21 protein-coding genes are annotated in these 22,731 nt (G+C 33.7%); 16 read left to right on the top strand and 5 right to left on the bottom strand.

What is annotated here, in order from left to right:
* Positions 1–39 precede the first annotated feature (39 nt).
* From QNH24_RS26010 to rlmH, 3 genes are all read left to right on the top strand, one after another.
* Positions 40–1,338, top strand: a complete 1,299-nt coding sequence (locus tag QNH24_RS26010; protein ID WP_283870181.1) for a S1C family serine protease — start codon at positions 40–42, stop codon at positions 1,336–1,338.
* Between the two features lie 258 nt (positions 1,339–1,596).
* The gene (locus tag QNH24_RS26005) at positions 1,597–1,761 is read left to right on the top strand and encodes a CxxH/CxxC protein (RefSeq protein ID WP_283870180.1); all 165 of its coding nucleotides are present in this window, start codon (positions 1,597–1,599) and stop codon (positions 1,759–1,761) included.
* Between the two features lie 90 nt (positions 1,762–1,851).
* On the top strand, positions 1,852–2,331 hold the full coding sequence (rlmH, locus tag QNH24_RS26000; protein WP_283870179.1) for a 23S rRNA (pseudouridine(1915)-N(3))-methyltransferase RlmH: 480 nt from the start codon (positions 1,852–1,854) through the stop codon (positions 2,329–2,331).
* Positions 2,332–2,553: 222 nt separating this feature from the next.
* Here rlmH and QNH24_RS25995 read toward each other — a convergent pair whose 3' ends face one another.
* On the bottom strand, positions 2,554–3,561 hold the full coding sequence (locus QNH24_RS25995; RefSeq protein WP_283870178.1) for a C45 family autoproteolytic acyltransferase/hydrolase: 1,008 nt from the start codon (positions 3,559–3,561) through the stop codon (positions 2,554–2,556).
* 105 nt (positions 3,562–3,666) lie between these two features.
* On the bottom strand, positions 3,667–4,506 hold the full coding sequence (locus tag QNH24_RS25990) for a MerR family transcriptional regulator (protein ID WP_283870177.1): 840 nt from the start codon (positions 4,504–4,506) through the stop codon (positions 3,667–3,669).
* A gap of 474 nt (positions 4,507–4,980) precedes the next feature.
* Here QNH24_RS25990 and QNH24_RS25985 point away from each other — a divergent pair, with 474 nt between their 5' ends.
* The 9 genes from QNH24_RS25985 to QNH24_RS25945 all read left to right on the top strand — a co-directional run bounded on the left by QNH24_RS25985 (position 4,981) and on the right by QNH24_RS25945 (position 15,691).
* Complete coding sequence (locus QNH24_RS25985; protein ID WP_283872953.1) at positions 4,981–6,000, top strand: alpha/beta fold hydrolase; 1,020 nt, start codon at positions 4,981–4,983, stop codon at positions 5,998–6,000.
* Positions 6,001–6,547: 547 nt separating this feature from the next.
* A complete protein-coding gene (locus tag QNH24_RS25980) occupies positions 6,548–7,036 on the top strand; it encodes a nitrous oxide reductase accessory protein NosL (protein ID WP_283870176.1) in 489 nt (162 codons plus the stop codon).
* A 44-nt stretch (positions 7,037–7,080) separates the two neighbouring features.
* Positions 7,081–8,487, top strand: a complete 1,407-nt coding sequence (locus QNH24_RS25975) for a nitrous oxide reductase accessory protein NosL (protein WP_283870175.1) — start codon at positions 7,081–7,083, stop codon at positions 8,485–8,487.
* Between the two features lie 703 nt (positions 8,488–9,190).
* On the top strand, positions 9,191–10,018 hold the full coding sequence (locus tag QNH24_RS25970) for an AraC family transcriptional regulator (RefSeq protein WP_283870174.1): 828 nt from the start codon (positions 9,191–9,193) through the stop codon (positions 10,016–10,018).
* 86 nt (positions 10,019–10,104) lie between these two features.
* Positions 10,105–11,073: an iron-siderophore ABC transporter substrate-binding protein gene (locus QNH24_RS25965; protein ID WP_283870173.1), complete on the top strand. Its 969-nt coding sequence runs from the start codon at positions 10,105–10,107 to the stop codon at positions 11,071–11,073.
* A gap of 46 nt (positions 11,074–11,119) precedes the next feature.
* Positions 11,120–11,458, top strand: coding sequence for a cupin domain-containing protein (locus QNH24_RS25960; RefSeq protein ID WP_283870172.1), 339 nt, complete (start codon positions 11,120–11,122; stop codon positions 11,456–11,458).
* Positions 11,459–11,876: 418 nt separating this feature from the next.
* A complete protein-coding gene (locus tag QNH24_RS25955; protein ID WP_283870171.1) occupies positions 11,877–13,136 on the top strand; it encodes a vWA domain-containing protein in 1,260 nt (419 codons plus the stop codon).
* Positions 13,137–13,275: 139 nt separating this feature from the next.
* Positions 13,276–15,144: a leucine-rich repeat domain-containing protein gene (locus QNH24_RS25950; protein WP_283870170.1), complete on the top strand. Its 1,869-nt coding sequence runs from the start codon at positions 13,276–13,278 to the stop codon at positions 15,142–15,144.
* Between the two features lie 355 nt (positions 15,145–15,499).
* A complete protein-coding gene (locus QNH24_RS25945) occupies positions 15,500–15,691 on the top strand; it encodes a hypothetical protein (RefSeq protein ID WP_054771610.1) in 192 nt (63 codons plus the stop codon).
* Positions 15,692–15,775: 84 nt separating this feature from the next.
* Here QNH24_RS25945 and QNH24_RS25940 read toward each other — a convergent pair whose 3' ends face one another.
* Together QNH24_RS25940 and QNH24_RS25935 are read right to left on the bottom strand one after the other, a co-directional pair.
* Entirely contained in the window at positions 15,776–17,347 is a 1,572-nt protein-coding gene (locus tag QNH24_RS25940) for a hypothetical protein (RefSeq protein WP_283870169.1), read from the bottom strand.
* Positions 17,340–17,894 (bottom strand): sigma-70 family RNA polymerase sigma factor, encoded by a 555-nt coding sequence (locus QNH24_RS25935; protein ID WP_283870168.1) that lies wholly within the window; start codon positions 17,892–17,894, stop codon positions 17,340–17,342. Before QNH24_RS25935 ends, QNH24_RS25940 begins: the two co-directional genes overlap by 8 nt.
* Before the next feature lie 179 nt (positions 17,895–18,073).
* On the opposite strand from QNH24_RS25935, the gene QNH24_RS25930 reads away from it, so the two are divergent.
* From QNH24_RS25930 to QNH24_RS25920, 3 genes are all read left to right on the top strand, one after another.
* Positions 18,074–18,568 (top strand): RNA polymerase sigma factor, encoded by a 495-nt coding sequence (locus QNH24_RS25930; protein WP_283870167.1) that lies wholly within the window; start codon positions 18,074–18,076, stop codon positions 18,566–18,568.
* Positions 18,555–19,220 (top strand): zf-HC2 domain-containing protein, encoded by a 666-nt coding sequence (locus tag QNH24_RS25925; RefSeq protein WP_283870166.1) that lies wholly within the window; start codon positions 18,555–18,557, stop codon positions 19,218–19,220. The genes QNH24_RS25930 and QNH24_RS25925 overlap by 14 nt, the downstream gene beginning before the upstream one ends.
* A gap of 110 nt (positions 19,221–19,330) precedes the next feature.
* Positions 19,331–19,609, top strand: a complete 279-nt coding sequence (locus QNH24_RS25920) for a hypothetical protein (RefSeq protein WP_283870165.1) — start codon at positions 19,331–19,333, stop codon at positions 19,607–19,609.
* Positions 19,610–19,693: 84 nt separating this feature from the next.
* Here QNH24_RS25920 and QNH24_RS25915 read toward each other — a convergent pair whose 3' ends face one another.
* Positions 19,694–20,185: a hypothetical protein gene (locus QNH24_RS25915; RefSeq protein ID WP_283870164.1), complete on the bottom strand. Its 492-nt coding sequence runs from the start codon at positions 20,183–20,185 to the stop codon at positions 19,694–19,696.
* Positions 20,186–20,929: 744 nt separating this feature from the next.
* Here QNH24_RS25915 and QNH24_RS25910 point away from each other — a divergent pair.
* Positions 20,930–22,411, top strand: a complete 1,482-nt coding sequence (locus QNH24_RS25910) for a malate:quinone oxidoreductase (RefSeq protein WP_283870163.1) — start codon at positions 20,930–20,932, stop codon at positions 22,409–22,411.
* Positions 22,412–22,731: the final 320 nt, after the last annotated feature.

Here is a 22,731-nt window from a genome sequence, read left to right as displayed (position 1 = left end):
AACAACTAACAAATAGTAATACATGAAAGGATGAGGAAGATGAGCTATTTTCAAGATGATGATAAAAATCGTGATTTCCTAAATAATGATGAAATACAGAAATCACCTCTTCAAGAGCGACTTGAAAAAGAGGAGAGAGAAATACAAGAGAAGCGTCAAAAAAAGAAAGGTGGTGGCGGAGGTAAGGGCGGCTACTTCTTCAGCGGTCTTATTGGGGTCATCATAGGTGCTTTACTCGTGTGGCTCATGCTACCTGGGCTTGTTAACCAGATGCCTGGTACAACGACAAGCAATACAGGTAAAAATGAAACGACCATCAATCAAGTAGCAACAGAAGTAAAAACTGATGTTATAAAAGCAGTGGATACGGCTTCTGGTGCTGTTGTAGGTATAACTAATATACAAGAGGTGACTAGCGGTGGATTCTGGAATCCGCCAACAACATCAACACAGCCTGCTGGAAGTGGTTCAGGTGTTATTTATAAGGTTCAGGGTGACAAGGCCTTTATCGTGACAAATAACCATGTTATTCAAGGCGCTAAACAGCTAGAGGTAACAATGCCAGATGGAACGAAGGAAGAAGCGCAGTTAGTTGGTAGAGACGAATGGACAGACTTAGCGGTTATTTCAATCAGCTCTAAGGATGTTAAAACAGTTGCGAAATTTGGGAGCTCAGATGTCCTAAAACAGGGTGAAACAGTAATAGCAATTGGTAACCCACTTGGCTTAGAATTTTACGGATCAGTTACGACAGGTGTTGTTTCTGGTAAGGATCGTTCTGTGCCGGTTGATTTAAATGGTGATGGAACAATTGATTGGCAGCAAGAGGTTTTACAAACAGACGCCGCTATCAACCCTGGTAATAGTGGAGGTGCTCTAGTAAACCTTGCAGGTGAATTAGTCGGCATTAACTCCATGAAAATCTCTGAATCATCTGTAGAAGGATTAGGCTTCTCAATTCCAATAAACTCAGCTATTCCAATTATTGAGGAATTAGAGAAAAACGGTGAAATGAAACGTCCAACAATGGGTATTCAATTAGCTGATTTAACGGATGTACCATCATTCTACCAGCAGCAAACATTAAAATTACCGAAAGATATTACGACAGGTGTTGTAATTACAGACGTTGTGAATAATTCACCAGCATCAAAAGCAGGCGTCCAACAATATGATGTCATTGTAGAAATGGATGGCAAAAAAATCGAAACAGCAATTGATTTACGCAAACATTTATATAATGATAAAAAAATTGGTGATAAATTAACAATGAAAGTATACCGCCAAGGTAAATTAGTGGAGCTATCACTAACTTTAACAAATAGCAATTCATTGTAAATATAAATCAGTGAGGGGTTAATAATCCTCACTGATTTTTTTGTGGATAGAAAAAAATTGACTAGCCTTATACAGAAGGATAGAGCAAATATTGTGGATAACTAGAAAATTGTGAATAATATCTCTACACATCAAAACAGCAAGAGAAAGCCTTTTCTTTCATACTTGTCAGTCCTTTGTTACAATAGATTGTGGATAACATAGACTGAAATGTGAATAAGTTTGTGGAAATTTCGGAAAACAAGGAGACATAGAGAAATGGAAAAATACAGCTGCGAAAACCATATAGATCACGCTTTAGACATGTTTGTAGCGGAGCAAAAAGTATTCCCAATTATGGATAAAGTCGAAGAGGAAAAAAAGTTATCCACAAAATGTAGTTACTGTGAACAACCAGCAGAATATATTGTATCAAGTAAATAACTTTACACAATATATAGGAATGCTATGTGGATATGTTGATAACTTCTGTGGATAATTTGTTTGTAAATGAATTGTAAAGGTGGATAACGTGTGAATATAACGATTGTATCAGTCGGCAAACTAAAAGAAAAGTACTTAAAAATGGGCATCGATGAATATGTGAAACGTCTCGGCGGTTATGCAAAGATGGATATCATTGAGGTACCAGATGAAAAAGCCCCCGAGCAGCTAAGCGATGCCGAAATGGAAATCGTCAAGAAAAAAGAGGGTGAACGTATCCTCTCCAAAATTAGTCCAGATACATACGTTATCGCCCTAGCGATTAACGGCAAAATGAAAACCTCTGAACAAATGGCAGCAGATCTTGAATCCCTCATGACCTACGGCAAAAGCAAAATCGCCTTCGTCATCGGTGGCTCCCTCGGCCTACACAATGAAGTATTGAAGCGAGCTGACGAGCAGCAATCCTTCGGCCAAATGACATTACCCCACCAGCTAATGAAGCTAGTCTTGGTGGAGCAGATTTATCGGAGTTTTAGGATTATGAAGGGGGAACCGTATCATAAGTAGTAGTAAAGCGAAAGTTTGAACTAATAATATAAAAAGAAGATGATAAGGGGTGGTTTAGGATAAAGGTGATTAAAAAATTCTATTCATTCCTTATTTGGCAACAAATAAAAAGAATCCATTTTGATCAATCTTTTTTCTAAATGGATTCTTATCTTGAATATTTAAATGTAAGGTTTATAAAAAAGCTGCAGTTCATTGAAAAAGGAAAAAATTTTTTTCAATTTATTGAATAGTATCTTGCTTCTTTTCTTTTAAAACAGCATCCGTCAATCTCTTATCTACTAAATACTTTGCTTTGTTTGGCTGTCCTTCAGCCCTAGTTATTTCCAGTGTATTTAAGTTCGCAGCTACCGAGAAAAGTGTTCCAAATTTATACTCTGTTAAATTTAAACAGACATGTCCCTTGGTATCTGACATAATTGATTGGGCAATAGAAAGTTTCATACCATTGATATTTTCAGCAAGAACTCTGTCTAATGTTTCAAAACGATCTTTTGATTTGCTCCAATTCCAACTTTCTGAAACAGATACACCTACATGATGGTTCGTGCAATGAATATAATTATTTTTCGGTAGACGAACTTGACATCCGTTTGGAGTAACTTCTACAACCGCCATAGTACCTGATGGATCAGCCAGTAAATAGTTATTCGCTACCGAACTTGAAAAACTTTTTAACACCTTAATTCCTTCTTCGACATTACCACAATTTTCCAAAATATGTTTACATGCAAAATAAAAATTTAAACCCGGTTTAATTCCTTCATGAGGGACTGCTGTAATACCTACAAACAAACCATGTTCGTTAATGCCATCTACTTTTCCAATAAAACAATCTGAGTGACCTAGATATTTATTTTTTCCATCAAAACAAACCAATGATGACTCTGTAATTTTCTTCAAACTAAAGAGCATATCATAATTGCGTCCAATAATGACTTCACTCCCATTAAACGCGGCAAAAATGCTACATTGGCCTGCTGGTTCAAAAACTCCTATACTTAACAGAAAGGAACTTACTTCTTCAAATGAGGCATGACATCCGTCAGCAAAACCTTGTATTTCCTTTTTAATATTCGAATCAAACTCATCCAAAAATGGTATACATAATTTACCGTAATTCATTTCTTCTTCTGTAACTTGTGGGAAACGAAAGCCATTTTTATAAATAATTTCTGCATAATGCTTCCCTGCTTCGTATGGGTCCCCTTTTAATCTCGGATGATACATATTCATTTCCTCCTTTGTTAACATAATCTCTCTATATAAAAATAATAAACCCTCCAGCAGATGGAGAGTTTACCCGGATTTTATTAAAAATTTTTAAAAACAATTCTAGATAACAGGTACACATATTTTGGTAAGAAAGTCTGATGGATGTCTACTTAAATTTGGCCGTAAATTCCTCAAATCCAAATTGGCAGGAATAAGTCCCTTTTCATATACCTCCATCATATCTCCATTCTGAGTCAGATTCTTTTGATCGATCCACATTTTCAGCACTTCATATCCTGCGGCCAAGTCTGTGTAAGGTCCTTTAACTGTAATACAGGCATATTTTCCATTGGATAATATTTTGCAACCATCTAGATCATTCGAATTTTTTACTGGTATAAGCACTTCAACATCCACCTCATTATCCTTCAAATCTCTATCATGGAAAATAGCCATGAGTTTTCCATTAACCTTAAGATTATAAGCATAAACTTGGTCGAATAAATTTTTCACAAGTATATCTATAAATTTTAACTGTACTTTTTTACGAAGAGTATATACCAATGTATTCTCCCGATTTTCAAAATAACAATCTGACAAAATTGGACCTTGAATCATTGGAACTCCGGCTGCTATTTTTATTTTCAATTGTTCCATTTCCTCTATTTTTTTGGTGATTTGTTGTTTTTGCTTTGCAAGTTCAGAAATTTTTTGTTCGATTATGCTATTCCACTGTACATGATCCGCACTCTCAATAATTTGCTTAATATTGGCTAATGGAATATGCAAACTTTTTAAAAGTAGTATTATTTTAATAGCTTCAATTTTGTCATAGTCATAATAGCGATAATTAGTTTCAGAGTCTATGTATGAAGGTTTTAGTAAACCAATATCATCATAATACCGCAATGTTTTTACAGGTAAATCACATATCTTAGATAATTTTCCTATTGTATACATAATACTATCCTTTCAAACATTTCACTGTTATTGTTTATAAATAAATTATTACAAACAGGTCTAACACTATCAATCCTTATTCCGCATAATGGCCCTTTAATGGAATAACTTCATTATCGATTAAAAATTTCTTGATCAACAACAAAAACAAAATTTCACCTTTGTAGAGATAGGAAATTCCGGTTAAACTTGTTTGTAAAGCAATAATAATCACAATAAGGGTCGCCCTTTATACTCATGGGTGACTTTTACTTGTCTTTGACTTCTATCAGGTTTGTACTAGGTTATAATAATATAAATAAGCAGCGAGTAAGTGCGGTTTTTAGAAACAACTCATGTAATAAATCAATTATAGCTTAAATACCTTTTACTATTCTGAAGTTTGGGGGATAGTAATGAGTAATTATATGGCTATGCCGTTAGGAGAGAAATAGAATGTGAAAGAGGTTAACTAAAATATTCAGGTTTAGTTTAATAATTACATTGTTAATTGTTTTACTCGGTCTATTTTTTCCTACATGGACACCTCATATTAAAGGGGAGCAAAGCATAAGTACGCTGGAGCAGGTTGAAATTAACGGAACAGGACATGAAATTATGATTCGAGGAATAGATTCAAGTAATCCGATTCTCATTTTTGTTCATGGTGGCCCAGCGTGCTCCGAAATTCCATACGCAAGAAAATACCAAAAAGACCTTGAAAAGCAATTTACTATTGTACATTATGATCAGCGTGGCAGTGGAAAATCCTATCATTTTTTCGAAGACTATTCAAACTTAACTACTGACTTGCTGGTTGAAGATTTATTGTCATTAACTGATTACATTTTGGAGAGGTTTAACCAAGAAAAGGTTTTATTAGTTGGACATTCGTTTGGCACTTATATTGGAATGAAAGCTATCGATAAATCACCTGAGAAATATTATGGGTATATAGGTATTGGGCAAGTAGCAGATGTAGTTCAAAGTGAGTTGGACAGTTTAGAATTTACACTGGAACAGGCAAAACAAGAAGGAAATTCAGATGATATAGAGAAACTAATGTTACTTCAACCGTTGATTGAAAATGGAGAAGTTCAGACACCGAGAAATCTCGTACGTAAATATGGGGGTGCAGCAAGACTTATTGATGATAATACAGATTATCTAACAGGATTTCTTTTTAACCCTGAATATAATGGGCTAGATGTAATTCGTTATCTAAGAGGGATTCATGTTACACAAGAAGTGTTGTTGAACGAAGGAGCAAAGCATACTATTACAGAGATTGTAAATCAAGTGGATTTGCCTATTTTTTTTGTAATGGGGAAATTCGATTATATGACGTCTGTAAATGCAGCAAAAAATTATTATGGTAGTATGGAAGCCCCTGTGAAAGAGTTTGTTATTTTTGAAGAGTCAGCTCATTATCCACAGTTCGAAGAGAAAGAAAAGTTTACTTTATGGTTAAATAAAACCTTCGATGAACTTCAGAATGGAACTGCTGAATATTGATATCGACTTTCAAGAAATATAAAAATTTTAAAATGGTTATATAGTAATTTTAGTGGTATTTAATAAAGCTAAATTTAATCTTTGCAAACCTCACTAATATCCATCACGAAGAACCTTACCATAAGTGACACACTAATAGCTTATGCATTTTCTTTTACAAGTTGTTCCGTTGCAAATGCGTAAACCAACGTTCACTATTGTGTAAGGAAGCTCATATTTTCCTATGACCTTTACTTGAAATACATTAGGTTCCTTTTTATGAAAAATTGTAAAATAAATTTAATAGACTGATAACACAAAGCGAAAACTCCTAACGTAATTTGTATCGACAACAAATACGATTCGGGAGTTTTTGCTTTTAAACTATAGTAAATTGTAAAAATCTTTAATTGCTATAAGGTCAATCTCAACTTATGATGATGAGCCATTTTTATAATTCATCTTATCGATTCCTGTTTTTTATAAATTTTTCAATTATTTCACAGTTACTTTCAACTTATTTCACATCTGTGTCGTATTATTGGAAATTGAAAGGAGATTGTAAACATTGAAAAAACTATTCGTATTAGGATTTATATTGTTAAGTATTATTTCTGTAGATCTTATAGGTAATAAGCACAAAATGAATGCCGAGGCAGCTCAATCAAGTTTAGAAAAAGATGTACCTGATAATACAAATTGTGCATTTTGTAATATGGTGGTGTACCAAAAAAAAGATAAGATGGGTGTTTTTTCTGCCCAAGCAATTAAAAAGAAAGGTAAGGTGGTTTATTACGATGACATCGGTTGCCTTTTATACGATGAGGTGAAAAATAAAACAACCAATAAAAAGTATGTTCGTGATTACAAAACATTAAAGTGGGTTCAAGCTGAAAAGGCGACGTATGTTAAAACATCGCTAGTTTCACCAATGGACGATGGATATATATATTTTGCTAAAGCAGCTGATGCGAAGGATTATATTGCTAAACATTCAGGTACAGAAATTGTCCCATTTAAAACTGTTCAAAAAGAGAGTGTTCAGAAATATCAATAGATATAGTTAAAAACACAATAAATTCAGAAAGGAAAATATAAAAAATGAAAAAATATATACAGTTTGGATTGCTTATATTTGTAATTTTAGTAGCATTTTTGATTAGTAATCAAAATTCAATTGTATTTGCAGCCACTACAGATGTCCAAGCTATTAAAAATGGAGAAGTAGTTTATTATAAGAATGTATTTTCATTGTTATATGATGAATTAAATGAAGGGGTTACATTTACAAAAAAAGTACAGGATTATAGTACAAAAAAATGGGTTGCGTTAGATTCAGTAACGATTGTTAAAACTAATGCTTCAAAAAATATTTATTTTTCAAAAGAAACAGATGCAGATAAATATATTAAAGCTTATAAAACAAAAAACGACATAACCTTAAAAAAGGTTAATTTAAATACAATTGAGACTAGTGCCCAGGAAAAATATAAAAAAGAAGCACCAAGTATTGTATTAAATGCGAGCACAACCGAGCCAACAAATACAAATGTCACAGTGAATGTAGATATTACAGATAATAAGAAAGTGACCTTGAAAAAATGGGCAATTGGTACAAAGTCAGCAATTAAATTTTCAATTGCAGGGACAACCTTAACAGATAACTCATTTACAGTAAGTAAAAATGGAACATACACAGTTTATGCTTTAGACAATAATGGTAATAAAAGAACAAAATCAATTACAATATCAAATATTGATAAAACGGCACCAGCAATAACACTTTCAATACCTGAAAGTGATACAACAGCAGTAAGTAAAAAAATACAAGTTTCAACTACTGATGATACTGGGATTCAAGATTTAAAATGGGCTTATAGAGATAAAGGTGTAGAATACTTCGTTGATAAAGGTTCAAGAAAAGCGCCATTACAAAATGCGAATCAAAAAGATAAAATTATCGCACTAAAAAATGGTGTGTATACAATTTATGCTGAGGACAAAGCGGGGAATAAATCCGTAAAAACAATTACTATCGACGGAATCTCAGAATTTACAGAAGTAACACAAACGGGTGTACACTGTGAAGTATGTCGTATGGATCTTCATAACACTGACCCAAATAAAGTGTATTCTGCCAAAGCGATTGATCAAGAAGGAAATACTCATTATTTTTGTAGAATTGGATGTATGTATCATCAAGAACATGCAAATGGTATAGCATTTACTAATAAATATGTTCGTGATTATAGTGCCACAGCGCCACGCTTAAATAACTGGATTGCAGTTGAAAATGCAGTAACTGTAAAATTTAATAATGATGAAACAACCAAAGGAATCATGGGCTGGAAATTGTTCCACTTTACAGATTTACCAAGTGCAGCAAACTACCTAAGTGTGAGCAAAGAAAAAGTAGTAGCTGAAAAATTAGAAAATATCATTGAATATGCGAAAACGAATAATAAGGGAATGAATTATCAATACGAGGTTGATAAAGCAGCACAGTAATTTTGAATATTTCCAATTTGGACTAATAGAAAAGCGAAAACGCATGTATCGTAATTGTTGTTGAGACAAATCACGTTAGAAGTTTTTGCTTTGTGTCATTATTTGAAACAATCAGGCTTACGTACATAGATAAGAGTGTACGCTATCTTCAGACTTCTGGTTTTTTCTCATTTGCTTGTCTAGGAATAGCATAGGCTCTTTCACTTTTTTGATAGTTTGATCTCTTGATTATCACTTAATCGAGGTTAAGTGATTTTCGAAAGGAATTCCCGAACACTCTAAAATCAGTTTAAACGATTCATCGACACGCATTAGGTCAGCGGAAATAGAGACACTTTAGTCGATAATCTTTATAATTTACAATGCACGCATTACAACATATTTAAACCGCACTTACATTAGTTACGGAAAACCATACTATAAGTGAAATTACCCTCAATTGTTAGACCTAGTTATACCATTAGGCAGTTATTTGGGCATGGGTTCGATATTGTTTCGGATCCATGCTTTTTAATTTTGCCTAAATTCTTCTTTGTTTTTGTAATACATAAATAGCTTTGAGCACCCTTCCTATACCAGTAATATTGACAATGATAATCATTATCGATAAGGTGAAAATAGACAAGAGTTCTTATGCCTTATCACTCGCATTCTAGCGGCAGATTTTTGATTGAATCATTATTATTGAAATGAGGTATGCAATGTGAAAATCGACGTTCAACAGCTAGCAGAGCATTTAGCACACACTCCTTTTCAAGTAGAAGGAGTATACCGATATTCTAGAAATTCGGGTGTACCCTATGCTGACTATACAGATTCTTTTCCTGGATTTGTGTTTCCAATCGCAGGAAAGATACAATTTCAATTTAATGGAACGCCTTATATCTTTTCACCAGGAAAAGTTGTGCATGGGGGTGCAAATATGAAACTAGATCAAGAAAATTTCGGTAGTATCAATTGGGAATATATTCTTGTTCAATATAGGATATGTAAGTCAGAATTAGAAGAGTCAAGCTTTTCTCATCAGCATTTTGAATTATTAACAGGACAATCTCCTCGTCTTATCGAATTAATTATGCGTCTTTGGCGCGTCTATAATCAGCGCGGAGGCATTTCAATGTTTCAGACCGAAATGCTTTTTCGTGATGTATTGAATGAAGCCTTATTATGTGTTGCTAATAGGCAAAATAGCTGTGAATCACATACTCTATTCGAACGGGTATCTAATTATATTCATGAAAATTATTATCAAAGCCTGACAATAGCTTCGCTTGCAGAACAAAATAATGTTAATCGAAATCGACTTTCTTATGTATTTAGAAGATATGCAGGGATGGGACCTGCAGAATACTTATTAAAATATCGTATAAACATGGCGCAAGAAATGCTACTTACAAGTGATGCGCCTGTGCAAGAAATTGCCCAAACGGTTGGAATTGCTGACCCCTTTTATTTTAGTAGAGTGTTCAAGAAACAATTAGGTATTTCCCCCAGTGAACATCGAGAGAAGTTCATCAATAATCCATGTTAATTTCAACAAGCATCTATTCTATTCAAAAAATACCTTTACTATACTAATGGCATACCAAAGAAAATAAAATGGTGGAGGAATTTCATATGCTAAAGATTAAAGGTCTGCTAATCTCCATGCTACTATTCGCAGGCATACTAGCTGGTTGTAATGAAACGCCTGCTAAAAATAAAGATTCAACTACAGAAGCAGTTAATGTAGATGCAACGGATTGGCCTAGAACATTTAAGGATGCCTTAGGTAAAGAAATTGTTATTGAGGAAAAACCAGAAAAAATAGTTTCACTATGGTATTTTTACCCTGAAATATTAGTTGCATTAGGTGAGCCACCTGCTGCCACTACTGAAAAAGAGTATTTATCTTCTTTAGCTTATTTACAGGGAAAATTGGATTCAGTAGAAGAATTAGGCGATAAATTGTCTCCTAGTATTGAAAAAATATTATCTACTAAGCCTGATTATATTTTAGCAACAGAACATCATGAAAAATTGTATGATTCACTAGAAAAAGTGGCACCAGTCATTACATTAAATTTCAAGGACATCTATGAAAATTGGCAATATGGACTTCGTACAGTAGCCGAGATTATTGGAAAAGAAGACGAAGCAGAAAATGTAATTGCTAAAATGATGAAAGAAATTACAACTGAGCGTGAAGCATTAAAGTCGATTCAAGGGGAGTCCATAGCACTTATATTGTCTTGGGATGGAAAAACTTTTAATGTTCTAGGTGAAGAAAACCCTGTTTATACACTTGCTTTTGATAAAGAAATGGGACTGGGGCTTACACCAGATGAAACATTTAAAGGTACTAATAATGAATTTACTTCGTTTGAAGGAATTTCAACTGTTCAAGCAGATCATATTTTCCTTATAGGTGACATTACGAAGAAGGAAGAATTAATGAATGACTTAAACCAAAGTAATGTATGGAATAATCTGAATGCCGTAAAGAAAGGTAATATCTATTTAATGGATAGTTCTGCTATTACTGGTGGTCCATTAGCTATCGAATACGCTTTACAAAATATAACAAATGCCTTACATAAATTCTAAAAGTCGAAAAGGCATCATAAAGATCAAAAAATAAGGAGAGATGAATATGCAATATCAAGCTATTAATCTGAATGAGGAGCTATCTCAAATCACCGAGCTTTGGTCACCGAAAATCGTTGGTGAAATAAATGATTTTCTATTTAAGTTGATTAAGATTGATGGGGATTTTATCTGGCATAACCATGAGGGAGCGGATAAGGTATTCATTGTAATCGAAGGAGAAATGTTCATGGCTTTTCGTGATGGTCAGGTGAAAATTTCCAAGGGGGAGATGTTTATTGTTCCAGGAGGAGTCGATCAAAAGCCTTTCGCTGAAAAGGAATGTCATATCATGTTGGTGGAGCCTAAAGGCGCAGTAAACACTAGCGGTACTGAGTCTGAATAAAATCTACTTGGATTAGTGTTTGTTACTAAAATGATTCATGTAATAATGGCTCGTCTTACGGTGTATGTATAACACCCTTGTTGGAAAATTTGAATAAGGAAGTATTGTAGTTTTTTAGATGTAATTCACTTAGATATATTGCGGTGAATCTAACATTAAAAAAGTGCTCTTTTGTACAAGAGAACGGTCATCTATCCATTTTTCGGGTAGATGGCTTTTGTTCGTTTGGGGCAGATTTATGTAGGTGAATTAGCACTCGAACATTTTCTATTTTAAATGTTATAATTTTCTTGAATATAAATATATTTCTGTGCTAAATTCATCTATTCTAAAGTCATTAACTATACGGAAAAATACAGGAAAAAATAAAAATTCTATGTATTTTCTGTTCTATCTAATTGTATAAAGGGGTTTTGATATGACTAACATTGTTTCTTTACAAAAAGGTGGTAATACGGTTCTTTCAGAGAGTGGTATTATCACAGTGGAAGTGCAATGGAACTCTACATCTGTATTAGATGTTAGTTCTTTTTTGGTAGCTGCTAATGGTAAAGTTCCATCAGATGATTACATGATTTTTTATAACCAAGAAACAGATCCAGAGCGAAGTGTTTGGTTGAAAGCGAATGATAAGAATAAGGTGGTTTTTACTATTCAGCTAGAGAAGCTTTCAACGACTATACAGCATTGTTTTTTTACAGCGACATTAGAAGGAAACTCAACATTTGATTCAGTTCAAGGGTTAAGTATCACAGTAAAGGGAACGCATGGGGAAGTTTGTTATCAAATCGATGATGCTACTGAAGAAAAAGCATTAGTTCTTGCAGAAGTATATCGACACCAATCAAAATTTAAATTTCGAGCGATTGGCAGAGGATTTAATGGCGGGTTAAAGCCATTAGCTGAGTCGTACGGTGTGGAGGTTGAAGAGCCTGACGTACCTGAAGTAACTGAAGCTTCATCTGTTCCTCACAGTGAACCTGTTCAAGAAGTTAATTTAACAAAAATTGATTTACTGAAAAGAAAAGTTTCAATTTCATTGAAAAAAAAGAAAATTGCACTTGAGAAATCGCGTGTAGCAGTTGTTTTTGATGCATCAGGCTCTATGACACAGCTCTATCGAAATGGTACCATTCAACGTGCTTTTGAACGTGTGCTGGCTGTTGCTGCTTGCATGGACGATAATGGCGAATTAGATGTTTGGTTCTTTGGGTCTAAATTTATGAAAACGAGAAGTGTAACAGAAAGAGATTTTGAGGATTATATTCAACAAACGTATCCTATACCCAAAACGTTCGGTGGTCTAGGTATAGGAAATAATGAGCCACCTGTTATGAAGGATATTATCCATCACTACGTTAAAAATGAACCTAGAAAAGACATACCAGCATATATAATATTTTTCAGTGATGGTGGAATTTATAAAGATAAAGAGATTGCAAAAATATTAGTGGATGCCTCTAAACAAAATCTTTTCTGGCAATTTGTTGGGCTAGGAAATGCGAATTATGGAGTTCTTGAAAAATTAGATAATTTACCGGGACGATTTATTGATAATGCTGATTTTTTTGCTTTAGATGATTTAGATAAAATATCAGATGAAGAATTATATAACCGTCTCCTAAATGAGTTCCCAATATGGCTGAAGGAAGCAAGGGAAAAGGGAATTTTACATTGAAGCGGAGGAAATTGAGTAATTAGCAAGGCTAGACTATAGTTTGACCAAAACATATTTGTGGAATGAAAATTGAGCATAAATATATTAGGCTGAGGACATTTTATTGGCTATACAAAAAAGGTTGACTAGGGGGGAGCCAATGGGACTTATTAAATTAAATTGTCCAAATTGTAATGGGAAAATTGAATATAAAGAAGGGCAGCCATTCAAATGTCCTTTTTGTGAAACTGAATTAATGTTGAAGGAGAATAATGTCTATTATGTTGACCAGACGATCAATAATTATTATGGAACACCTCCTCCAAAATCAAACACACGTCCCAATTTAAAAGCGCTTCTAATTGTACCAATCGTAATTATTTGTGCATTCTTAGGGTATTTTCTTTTGAATAATAATCAAACAGAATATGGTAACCATGATAAAATACCTGTTCGATCAATGCCAGAAAGCGAAGTTCTTTTGTTCTTTTTAAAAGATATTTTTAATAAAGGTGAAGCGATGCCGACTAAAGAAGAATTGGCTCGTATCCGCTATTTAACTACCTACTATACTGATTATCAGTGGCATTTTGATTACAGCTTTGATGATCCTTTTACGAATAAGCAGGCTGAAATTTCTACCTATATCATTATGGATAAGATATTAAATACGCAAAAAATCGAACAGAAAGACTTTGAAGCCTTTACAGGACTGACTGTATTGAAGTTCATGAATAATTATGAGATATCGCAGAGTGAAAAAGTAAGCTTCCGACATCTGAAAAACTTAAAAAGCTATACAGGTAGCTTTAATGAATCATTTAGTAAAATTGCCGACTATTTTAGTGATAAGTCTAGCGTTGTAGAGCTCTCTGTCCAAATTCGAAGTAATGATGAACTTGCATTATTATTAAACTTTCCCAATCTTAGATCACTTGGGATTTCTTATTTGAATGAGACGGTTACAGACTTCCATCTGCTGAATCAACTATCATTAAAATCATTGTCTTTAAGTTCTACCAATGATTTAAAGTGGTTGGCTTCATTAACAGGTTTGGAGTCGTTAGCAATAGATATGAGTGAGGCGACAGATTTTAGCTCGTTCTATTCACTGAATCAACTACAAGAATTGAAGCTTACATCGGTAAGAAATTTAAAAACGCTTGATTTTATACAAAACATGCCCAACCTTCAATCCCTTGATCTTGAAAATATGGATATTACGAATTTAGAACGCCTTAGAGATAAATCGTCATTGACTAAACTACGTTTATCTTCTCTTTATAAATTAGAATTACTTGATATTGTGAACAGCCTGACTTCACTGACCGATTTATCGATAATTGGTTATAGTGGCGATGTATCATCGATTGTAGCCCCTCATTTAAAAAAAGCAGAATTAACAAGTTCTTTCATACCTAAGTTAGAGGCCCCTGCTTTAAAAAACTTGACGGTTTATATTAGAGGATCGGAGTCGTATTTTAATGGAGCAGAATTATTAAAATACCCACAGCTAGAACAGCTTACCGCGATGGAGAGTGGAGATTTTACAGGTATTAGTGCATTAAATCGTCTACCAAATCTACAAACGTTAAATTTTAATGAGACATATTTTTTCGATGAAACGAGGGAGTTATTTAATTTACAGCATGTAAAAACGTTAAATTGTAATGAGTGTAAGTTTCAATTTAATAGTAATAACCCTTTTAACAACAACATACTGGAACATTTAACATTGAATGATGGATCCTTCCGAATAGGTAATGGTGACTGGTTGCATGAAGTTGATAAGATTATGCCTTATTTTGCTGGCTTTTCATCACTTCGTTCATTCACAATGCAGGATAGTTCACTACAAACGATAAGTTTTATGGAAAATTGGCAACAAATTGAGATGCTTCATTTGGAAAATAACGCTATTACAAATATAGAGTCTTTAGTAAACCTACCTAATTTGAAAAGGCTATACATTTTAGGAAATCAAGTGCAAAACAAGTCTGTTCTTGATAAGGGAATTTTGATTTATTAAGGAGTTCTTGGAAGTGATAGCTAATGAGATCCGTTCCTATATGCTTTAGAAACCATAAAGGAAAAATCACAATTACGTTAAGCTGCAGCATTAACTAAGGAAGAAGAAACGCTTTATCAGCTTCTCCATAAAGCTGATACGGGCTTTATATTGTGCCAAAGCAAGAAGGACGTAACATGTTTATAAAGAACTATTAAGCCTGAAATGTAAAAGCATTTCAGGCTTTCATATATTGATGATTAAAACTTCGTTGTTTATAAATAAAAATGCATTTGCTAGTGCAAACTTTAGATGAAAAGTCGCCAAACAAATGATCATGACTTTTCAAAAAATCAATGAAGGATGGTAGTCAAATATGAAAACAAAGCATACCAATACAACGCAATACGCGAAGAAATTACAAGCAAACCAAAATCGTCAGCAGCAGGAGGAATTTGGTTCCGAGTTTGAAATCGATGCAGCTTCAGCACAAGTTAACAACTTTGCCGAAGCACAAGGAAAAACAGATATCAAACAGCCAGTAAGTGAGCGTACGGCATGGCATTAATTTTCATTTGACAACTATTCAAAACATTGAGATGGAGAACTAAGGTTTTGGCCTTAGTTCTTCATATTGATGAGGAAAAAATTATTATTGTTTTTTGTGGTCATTACTAGGCTTAAAAGATTTTAATAATTCCTTAGTATCTTGTAGAGAAATGTCCTGGCTAACAACCTCATATTTATAATCACCTTTCATGCCTATAAAATGAGCGCCTAAAAGATCTGTTATTTCATAACCTGACCACTCAATGCCGTTTAAAGTAAATTTTTCAAGCTGTTCTCCCTTTTCCCTATTAAAATCACTTAAAGTTCGTATTACGGAATCTTTATGATAGGCACGTACATAGATAACCTGACTTTCATTTTCGAAAATATAAGTAAGATATGCTTGTTTATAAGCTTTATATTTTTCATAGCCAGCTGAGAATAATGAAAGCTTGGAATGCGTGAATTCGTACAGGAATGGTATGTCCTTCCGAAGTAAATCTAATACATCCTCGGTATCTTCCTTAATTGCGTCTGCATAGTCTACAACTTCTATATCTACTTCTCTTGGGTCAATATTTACTTTTTTTCGCGTATTTATAGGTAGGTGATAGCCATCTAAGTTTGGCACAAATGTCTGCGGATCAATCGGTATATTTACATCCAAACGTTCAGGATGAAGATAACTAGTAAGTTTACCATCCTTATCATACGTTTCATATTTCATTAGGATTCCAGTATCTTTGTCCACCCAAAAGCGAAAAGTATCAGTTGTTCCTTTCATCTTCATTCTCTCTACTACTTGCCCATCCATTTTTCCGAATAAAACAATAGTATTATGGCCTAACAATTCTTCATTTTGTTTTTCAATCTCCCAATGCTCCATATTTCTTAAATAAATAGAGGTTATTTCATAGGGGAACAAAGATGTACCTGAAGCGGTAATGTGTGGTCGTTCCCTAAACTTGATGTTTTCTTTATATACATCTTTCAGCTTAATATTAAACGCTTCCTCTGGAGTAACCACTTTACGTGTTGGTTCCGATTGATAATCTTGTACTTGGTATGTTTTATTTAAACTTTCTTTAGACCAAAGCTTTTCATTATTATAAATATATTCTTGAATACTTTCCTTAAACCCCATCACCTTTTCATCAAATAGAGTTGTTACTTTCTCGTAACCACCAATTTCATTTTTTAAACTCAATTTATACTCAATAATAGATGTACTAACAGAGTCATCGTAAAATAGTGAATACTCCTCAAATTTCCCGGCTGCAGTGTGAAAATAATCCACCGTATTTAAAAGCTTTGCAACAACATCCTTCTTTGTCATCTCTTCATAAGATTCTTTTTGTTCAGGTGATATTGAAAGGTGTGGATCGATTTTAGGCTCTTGGAGAATGGCCTCATTATTTTTATTTAAACCTGTGATTTTTTCTTCCCTTGATAGAATTTTCAACTCGTTTATAATGAAATAGCTTGTTCCTAAGAAAAATAGAAGGGTTATGACGGTAGGTAACAAATAATTTAGTTTGCGTTTTACATGAAACGACTTCTTGTTTCTTTTGTGTAAAGTCTGACGAACGTTTTCTTGATTCTTCTCATTAAAGTTGATGTCTTTTAAAACAGTTTCATTCATTGTCTGTACAATTTTTTTAAATATGTCATCCATTAATTTTGCCCCCTTCAAGTGACTTTTTTAACAAAAGGCGAGCTCTATGCAGTCTGGATTTAATCGTTTGTAACCTTAAATCTAATAAAGTCGATATTTGGTTATATGACATTTCTTCGTAATAATATAAAATAATAACCTCTCTATATTTCACTGGTAAGGAAAGAATCTTTTCAGCAATTAGTTGTTTATGCTCTAGTCCAACTAATTCCATCTCAGGCGACTTATTAGTACCTTTTGTTTTTGTGAAAAACTCTGTTAGTATAATATGTCTAAAAGACCAACTTCTTAATTTATCTTTACATAAGTTCACTGTAATACGATATAACCATGTTTTATAAGAAGATTCATTTCGAAAGCTGTCTAAGTTCTCGTAGCACTTTATAAAAACCTCTTGGGCAATATCCTCTGATAATTGCTTCTGCTTCAAATAGGTAAAAGCTAAACGAGCAACCTGATCTCCGTATTCCTTCATTAACCATTCAAGCTTCTCCTCTCTACTTAAATTGCTTTCAATTTCTACTGGCTTTCTTTCTTGTTCAAGCATCCTCCACACCCTTTCAAATATTAGACGGAGTAGGTACATTTTGGTTGTAAAAATATTTTCTATTCATTAGTTCATGTGCACGGGGCAGGATTCTCAAATCAGGCCTTTTCTTTTATAGTTAAAATTTTTTGTAACATTATTAAATATCGGAAGTTATTTAAGTGAGGAGGTGAAAAGACATGGAGTTTGAGGAAATCTATCACAAATATTTTCAGGACGTTTATTTATATCTAAAATCATTGAGTCATAACGATAGTATAGCTGAAGAAATTACCCAGGAAACTTTTTTTAAAGCATTAAAGAACATTGAAAGCTTTGATGGTTCCAGGGATATTCGAGCTTGGCTCTTTATCATAGCTAAAAATACATACTTCTCTTATTACAAAAAGAGGAAAAGGCATATTGATTGTGATTTAAGTGAGGAATCAGAAACAGGCGTCCATATTGTGAAGCATTTAATGAATGAAGAAGATGCATTTGCGGTTCATCAATTTCTTCATTCAATGAAGGAGCCATACAAAGAGGTCTTTTCACTACGAACCTTTGGGGAGCTTTCCTTTGATAAAATAGGGAGGCTTTTTGGTAAAAGTGCAGGATGGGCTAGGGTGACCTTTTACAGGGCTAAAAAACAAATACTAGAATATATGGAGGCGATAAATCATGAAAGAGATTAAATGTTCAATTATTCAAGATATTCTACCTCTTTATATTGATGGGGTAGTTAGTCAGGATACAAAAGAAATGGTTGAGGAGCATTTAAAGCATTGTGAAAAGTGTCAGCACGAGCACCAACAAATGAAGCATGAAATTTATATTCCTGAAGAGAATAAAGCATCTCTATTTAAAACGATTAATAAAAAATGGCGCAAGAAAAAGATAATCATTTCATGTATCTCAGCTTTCATCACCACTTTAATTTTATTAGGTGTATTTGAATACGTTGTTCATTATGAGACGGTAATTCCATATTCAGAGGATATCGTGAAAATTGAAAATAACGAAGATAGAATATTATTTGCCCATTACTATGGTAAAAGCTATGCAAGTGTTAACGTCACACATCCTATGCTCCTTGAAGTAGATGGCGAAAAAAAGAATATAAGCTTTATTTATTATAATAAAACATTTGCAGATTCGCCTACTCGACAGCTAATTAATAATGGAAAAGTACGCAATGAGCAGGATTTTATTTTTGAATTTCCTGAAGCTGAAGAAATAGATGCTGTGTATTATGCGGAATATGACGTTGAAAAAATAGCAGCAAATAAGGATTCCTGGAATAATATTTTAAAAGATGCTGTTTTAATTTGGAAGAAAGGAGAATAAAAATTTTATTGTAAGAATTCACTTTATTTCTTCCTGAATATTTTCTAACCTTTTTAAAAATACTAGGACTAGGTAACTAATCGAATGGTTAGGAAAGGGAGAGGTAAAAATTGGCGAAGCACTCAGATACAAGCTGGAAACAGGATCATCCAAGTACCTTATTTAGCAACTCTGTCCAAAAGGCAGAACGTTTGTTAAAGCATGCAAAATCACACCCCGAGGAAATTGCGATTGAACATGCTTTTGATCAACTAGACCATGCAGAAAATGCGTACATGAATGCACAGCAATATGGTGAGCATTTGGATACTGTCCAGCAAAATAAAGAGTACCTAGAGCAAATTAAACAGCAGTTACACGACATGAAAGATAATGTAAAAAAGCAGTAGAGCATTTGAACCTTCATCTGCGGACAGATTAAAAATGGCTTAAGCTCTATGAACAATAGACTTAAGCCATTTCCTATTCGGCATTCAACACCAAACAATTATCTCATTTGGTGTGGTTTGAGCCGGAATACTTCTTGTTGTCACACCATAAATGACAATTAGGTTTCGATTGGCTGGATTTCTTGAAAAAGGTTGCCCATTTTTAAGCAAGATAACCGTAGATGGAGAGAGATTTAATTGTAGTTGGCCATCATTGCTCAATAAGTGATTATCAAAAAAATCCACTTTTACATTTTGGTAATTACTTTCCTTTACAATAATGAGTGCTCGATATTGTGGCGGGTATATCATAGGTACAGGAGCGTCCCCATCATAGTAGCCTGTAATCCAATCACCAGGTCTCACTATTTCCTGGTTAACAAAGTAAGTGGAAGGAGAAACGACAAAATTTACAACGCCACCAGCACCATCTTCTACAGTCAACAGTTTATAGCAGCCCTCAGTATCCTTATTTTGTCCCACAGGAAAATCATTTATTTGAGTAACAATTCCACGGAAAGATTTAAAATTTACCATAACCATTCCTTTCGAATTAACAATTGTATTAGCTTATGTAACAATCTTTATATAGATGACAATTCGAAAAAATCTATTTATCTATATAAGCTTGTCCTTTATTATAGGAAAAGAATGTTTTAATCAAAATAGGGGGAAAGCTTATGAAGCGGATTTCTAAAAATAATAAAAAACCAATTTTATTAGGTAGCATTATTATAATTGTCATCGCTGGTTTACTCGATCTCAAATACGAGGGGTTATTATTCCGTATATTACCTGAATCAATACAACAATATTTATCTAATTTTTTTAACAAGTAAAGATAGACATAAAACAAAAAAACACTAGTAAATTTTGAGAAAATTCGCTATATTTAGATGTGGAGCGGAGCTAGTACAAAAACAAGACTGGTTCCCTATTTTTATGTTATTATATAGATATAATAATCAACTTGATTCATTTATATGAAAGCGCTAACCATTTTTAGGCCAATTATTCCAAAAAGCATGAATTTCAATGGTTACTTTTAATTATGTGTTTGTCCATTTTTCGCTTGAATTATGAAGGAAATGGCTCGAAATATGCCGTTAAATCTCATATAAATAGTTGATATTTTAATCTTCAAGTAATTGTGATAAACTGCAATAAGGTAATAATTGATACAGAAAAGGTGTGCTCCTAGGTCGCTCCATGGCTTGCTTTGACATCTAAGCGGAGTGCTTACATCCTTTCTGCAAATCTTAATATATAAGGAAGGTAAAAATGAGTAACAGACAAATTAAATCAGATGTTATCTTAATTGGTGCCGGAATCATGAGTGCGACTTTGGGGACACTGCTCAAAGAATTAGCACCAGATTGGAAAATTACAGTGTTTGAGAAGCTCGATAAAGCTGGCGAAGAAAGTTCTCATGAATTAAACAATGCGGGAACTGGGCATGCTGCACTATGTGAGCTTAACTACACTTCAGAGAAAAAAGACGGATCAATCGATATCAGCAAAGCGATTAACGTTAATGAGCAGTTCCATGTTTCAAAACAGTTTTGGTCTCATCTTGTAAACAATAAACTAATCAATAACCCACAAGACTTCATTATGCCTTTACCACATATGAGCTTAGTACAAGGAAAAGACAATGTTGAGTTCCTAAAAAAACGTCATGAAACAATGACGAAAAATCCTTTATTCCAAGGTATGGAATTTTCTGATGATCCAGAAAAACTAAAGGAATGGATTCCTCTTATCATGCAAGACCGTACTGCAGACGAAGCTATTGCTGCAACAAAAATTGACACTGGTACTGACGTTAACTTTGGTGCTTTAACACGTATGTTATTTGATCACTTAAAAACAATGGATGTAGATATTAACTACAATCACAGTGTTGAAAGTTTAAAACAAGCAAGCGATGGAACATGGGAAGTACGTGTACATGATTTAGATGGATGTAAAATGGAATATCATTCAGCAAAATTTGTCTTCCTTGGCGCCGGTGGAGGAAGCCTAGAATTGCTACAAAAATCAGGTATTCCTGAAGGAAAACATATTGGTGGATTCCCAATTAGTGGTTTATTCTTACAATGTAATAATCCAGAAGTAGCTGAAAAGCATCATGCAAAAGTGTACGGAAAAGCAAAAGTCGGTGCTCCACCAATGTCAGTGCCACATCTTGATACACGTTATATTGATAACAAAAAATCATTATTATTTGGTCCATTTGCAGGGTTCTCACCTAAGTTCTTAAAAACAGGTTCAAATATGGACTTATTTGCTTCTGTAAAACCGCATAATATCACAACTCTATTAGCAGCAGGCGTTAAAGAGATGGGGTTAACAAAATATTTAATCCAACAGCTTATGCTTTCAAAAGAGCAGCGCATGGATGAGTTACGTGAATTCATTCCAAATGCGAAGAGCGATGATTGGGATATTATTGTTGCTGGACAACGTGTACAAGTAATTAAAGACACAGAAGCTGGCGGAAAAGGTACGCTTCAATTTGGTACGGAAGTTGTAAGCGCTTCTGATGGATCAATTGCAGCTTTACTTGGAGCTTCACCAGGTGCTTCTACGGCTGTTCACGTTATGCTTGAGGTAATCAATAAATGTTTCCCTCAACATATCAAAGAATGGGAGCCAAAAATTAAAGAAATGATTCCATCTTATGGCTTGTCATTAGCACAAAATCCAGAGCTTCTGAAAGAGATTAATGAAACAACTAATAAAGCACTTGCTTTAAAATAAATACTAAATGTGGAGACGGTAGATGTTAGCATTTAAGCAACATTAGGACAACCGTTTCCATAGCATAGAATCTTCAATCTAATTAGGGATTGGGGATTCTATTTTTTTATAGAAAAAAGCTGTAATATAATCAATTATTTCTATTATATTAGAATGTACTGTAAATAATGACAAATTTACAAATATTTAATACAAAAGTTGAATGAGCAACATTATTTCGGAGAAGTATTCAACACTTAGGGTGCTAATTATAGATGGAAAATACCTAATATTTCTATAGTCTTTCATGAACTCGCGAGCTTATCTATAAACCTTATGGA

Source organism: Lysinibacillus pakistanensis (assembly GCF_030123245.1).
Lineage (GTDB): Bacteria > Bacillota > Bacilli > Bacillales_A > Planococcaceae > Lysinibacillus > Lysinibacillus pakistanensis.
This window is presented reverse-complemented; position numbering and strand designations above follow the sequence as displayed.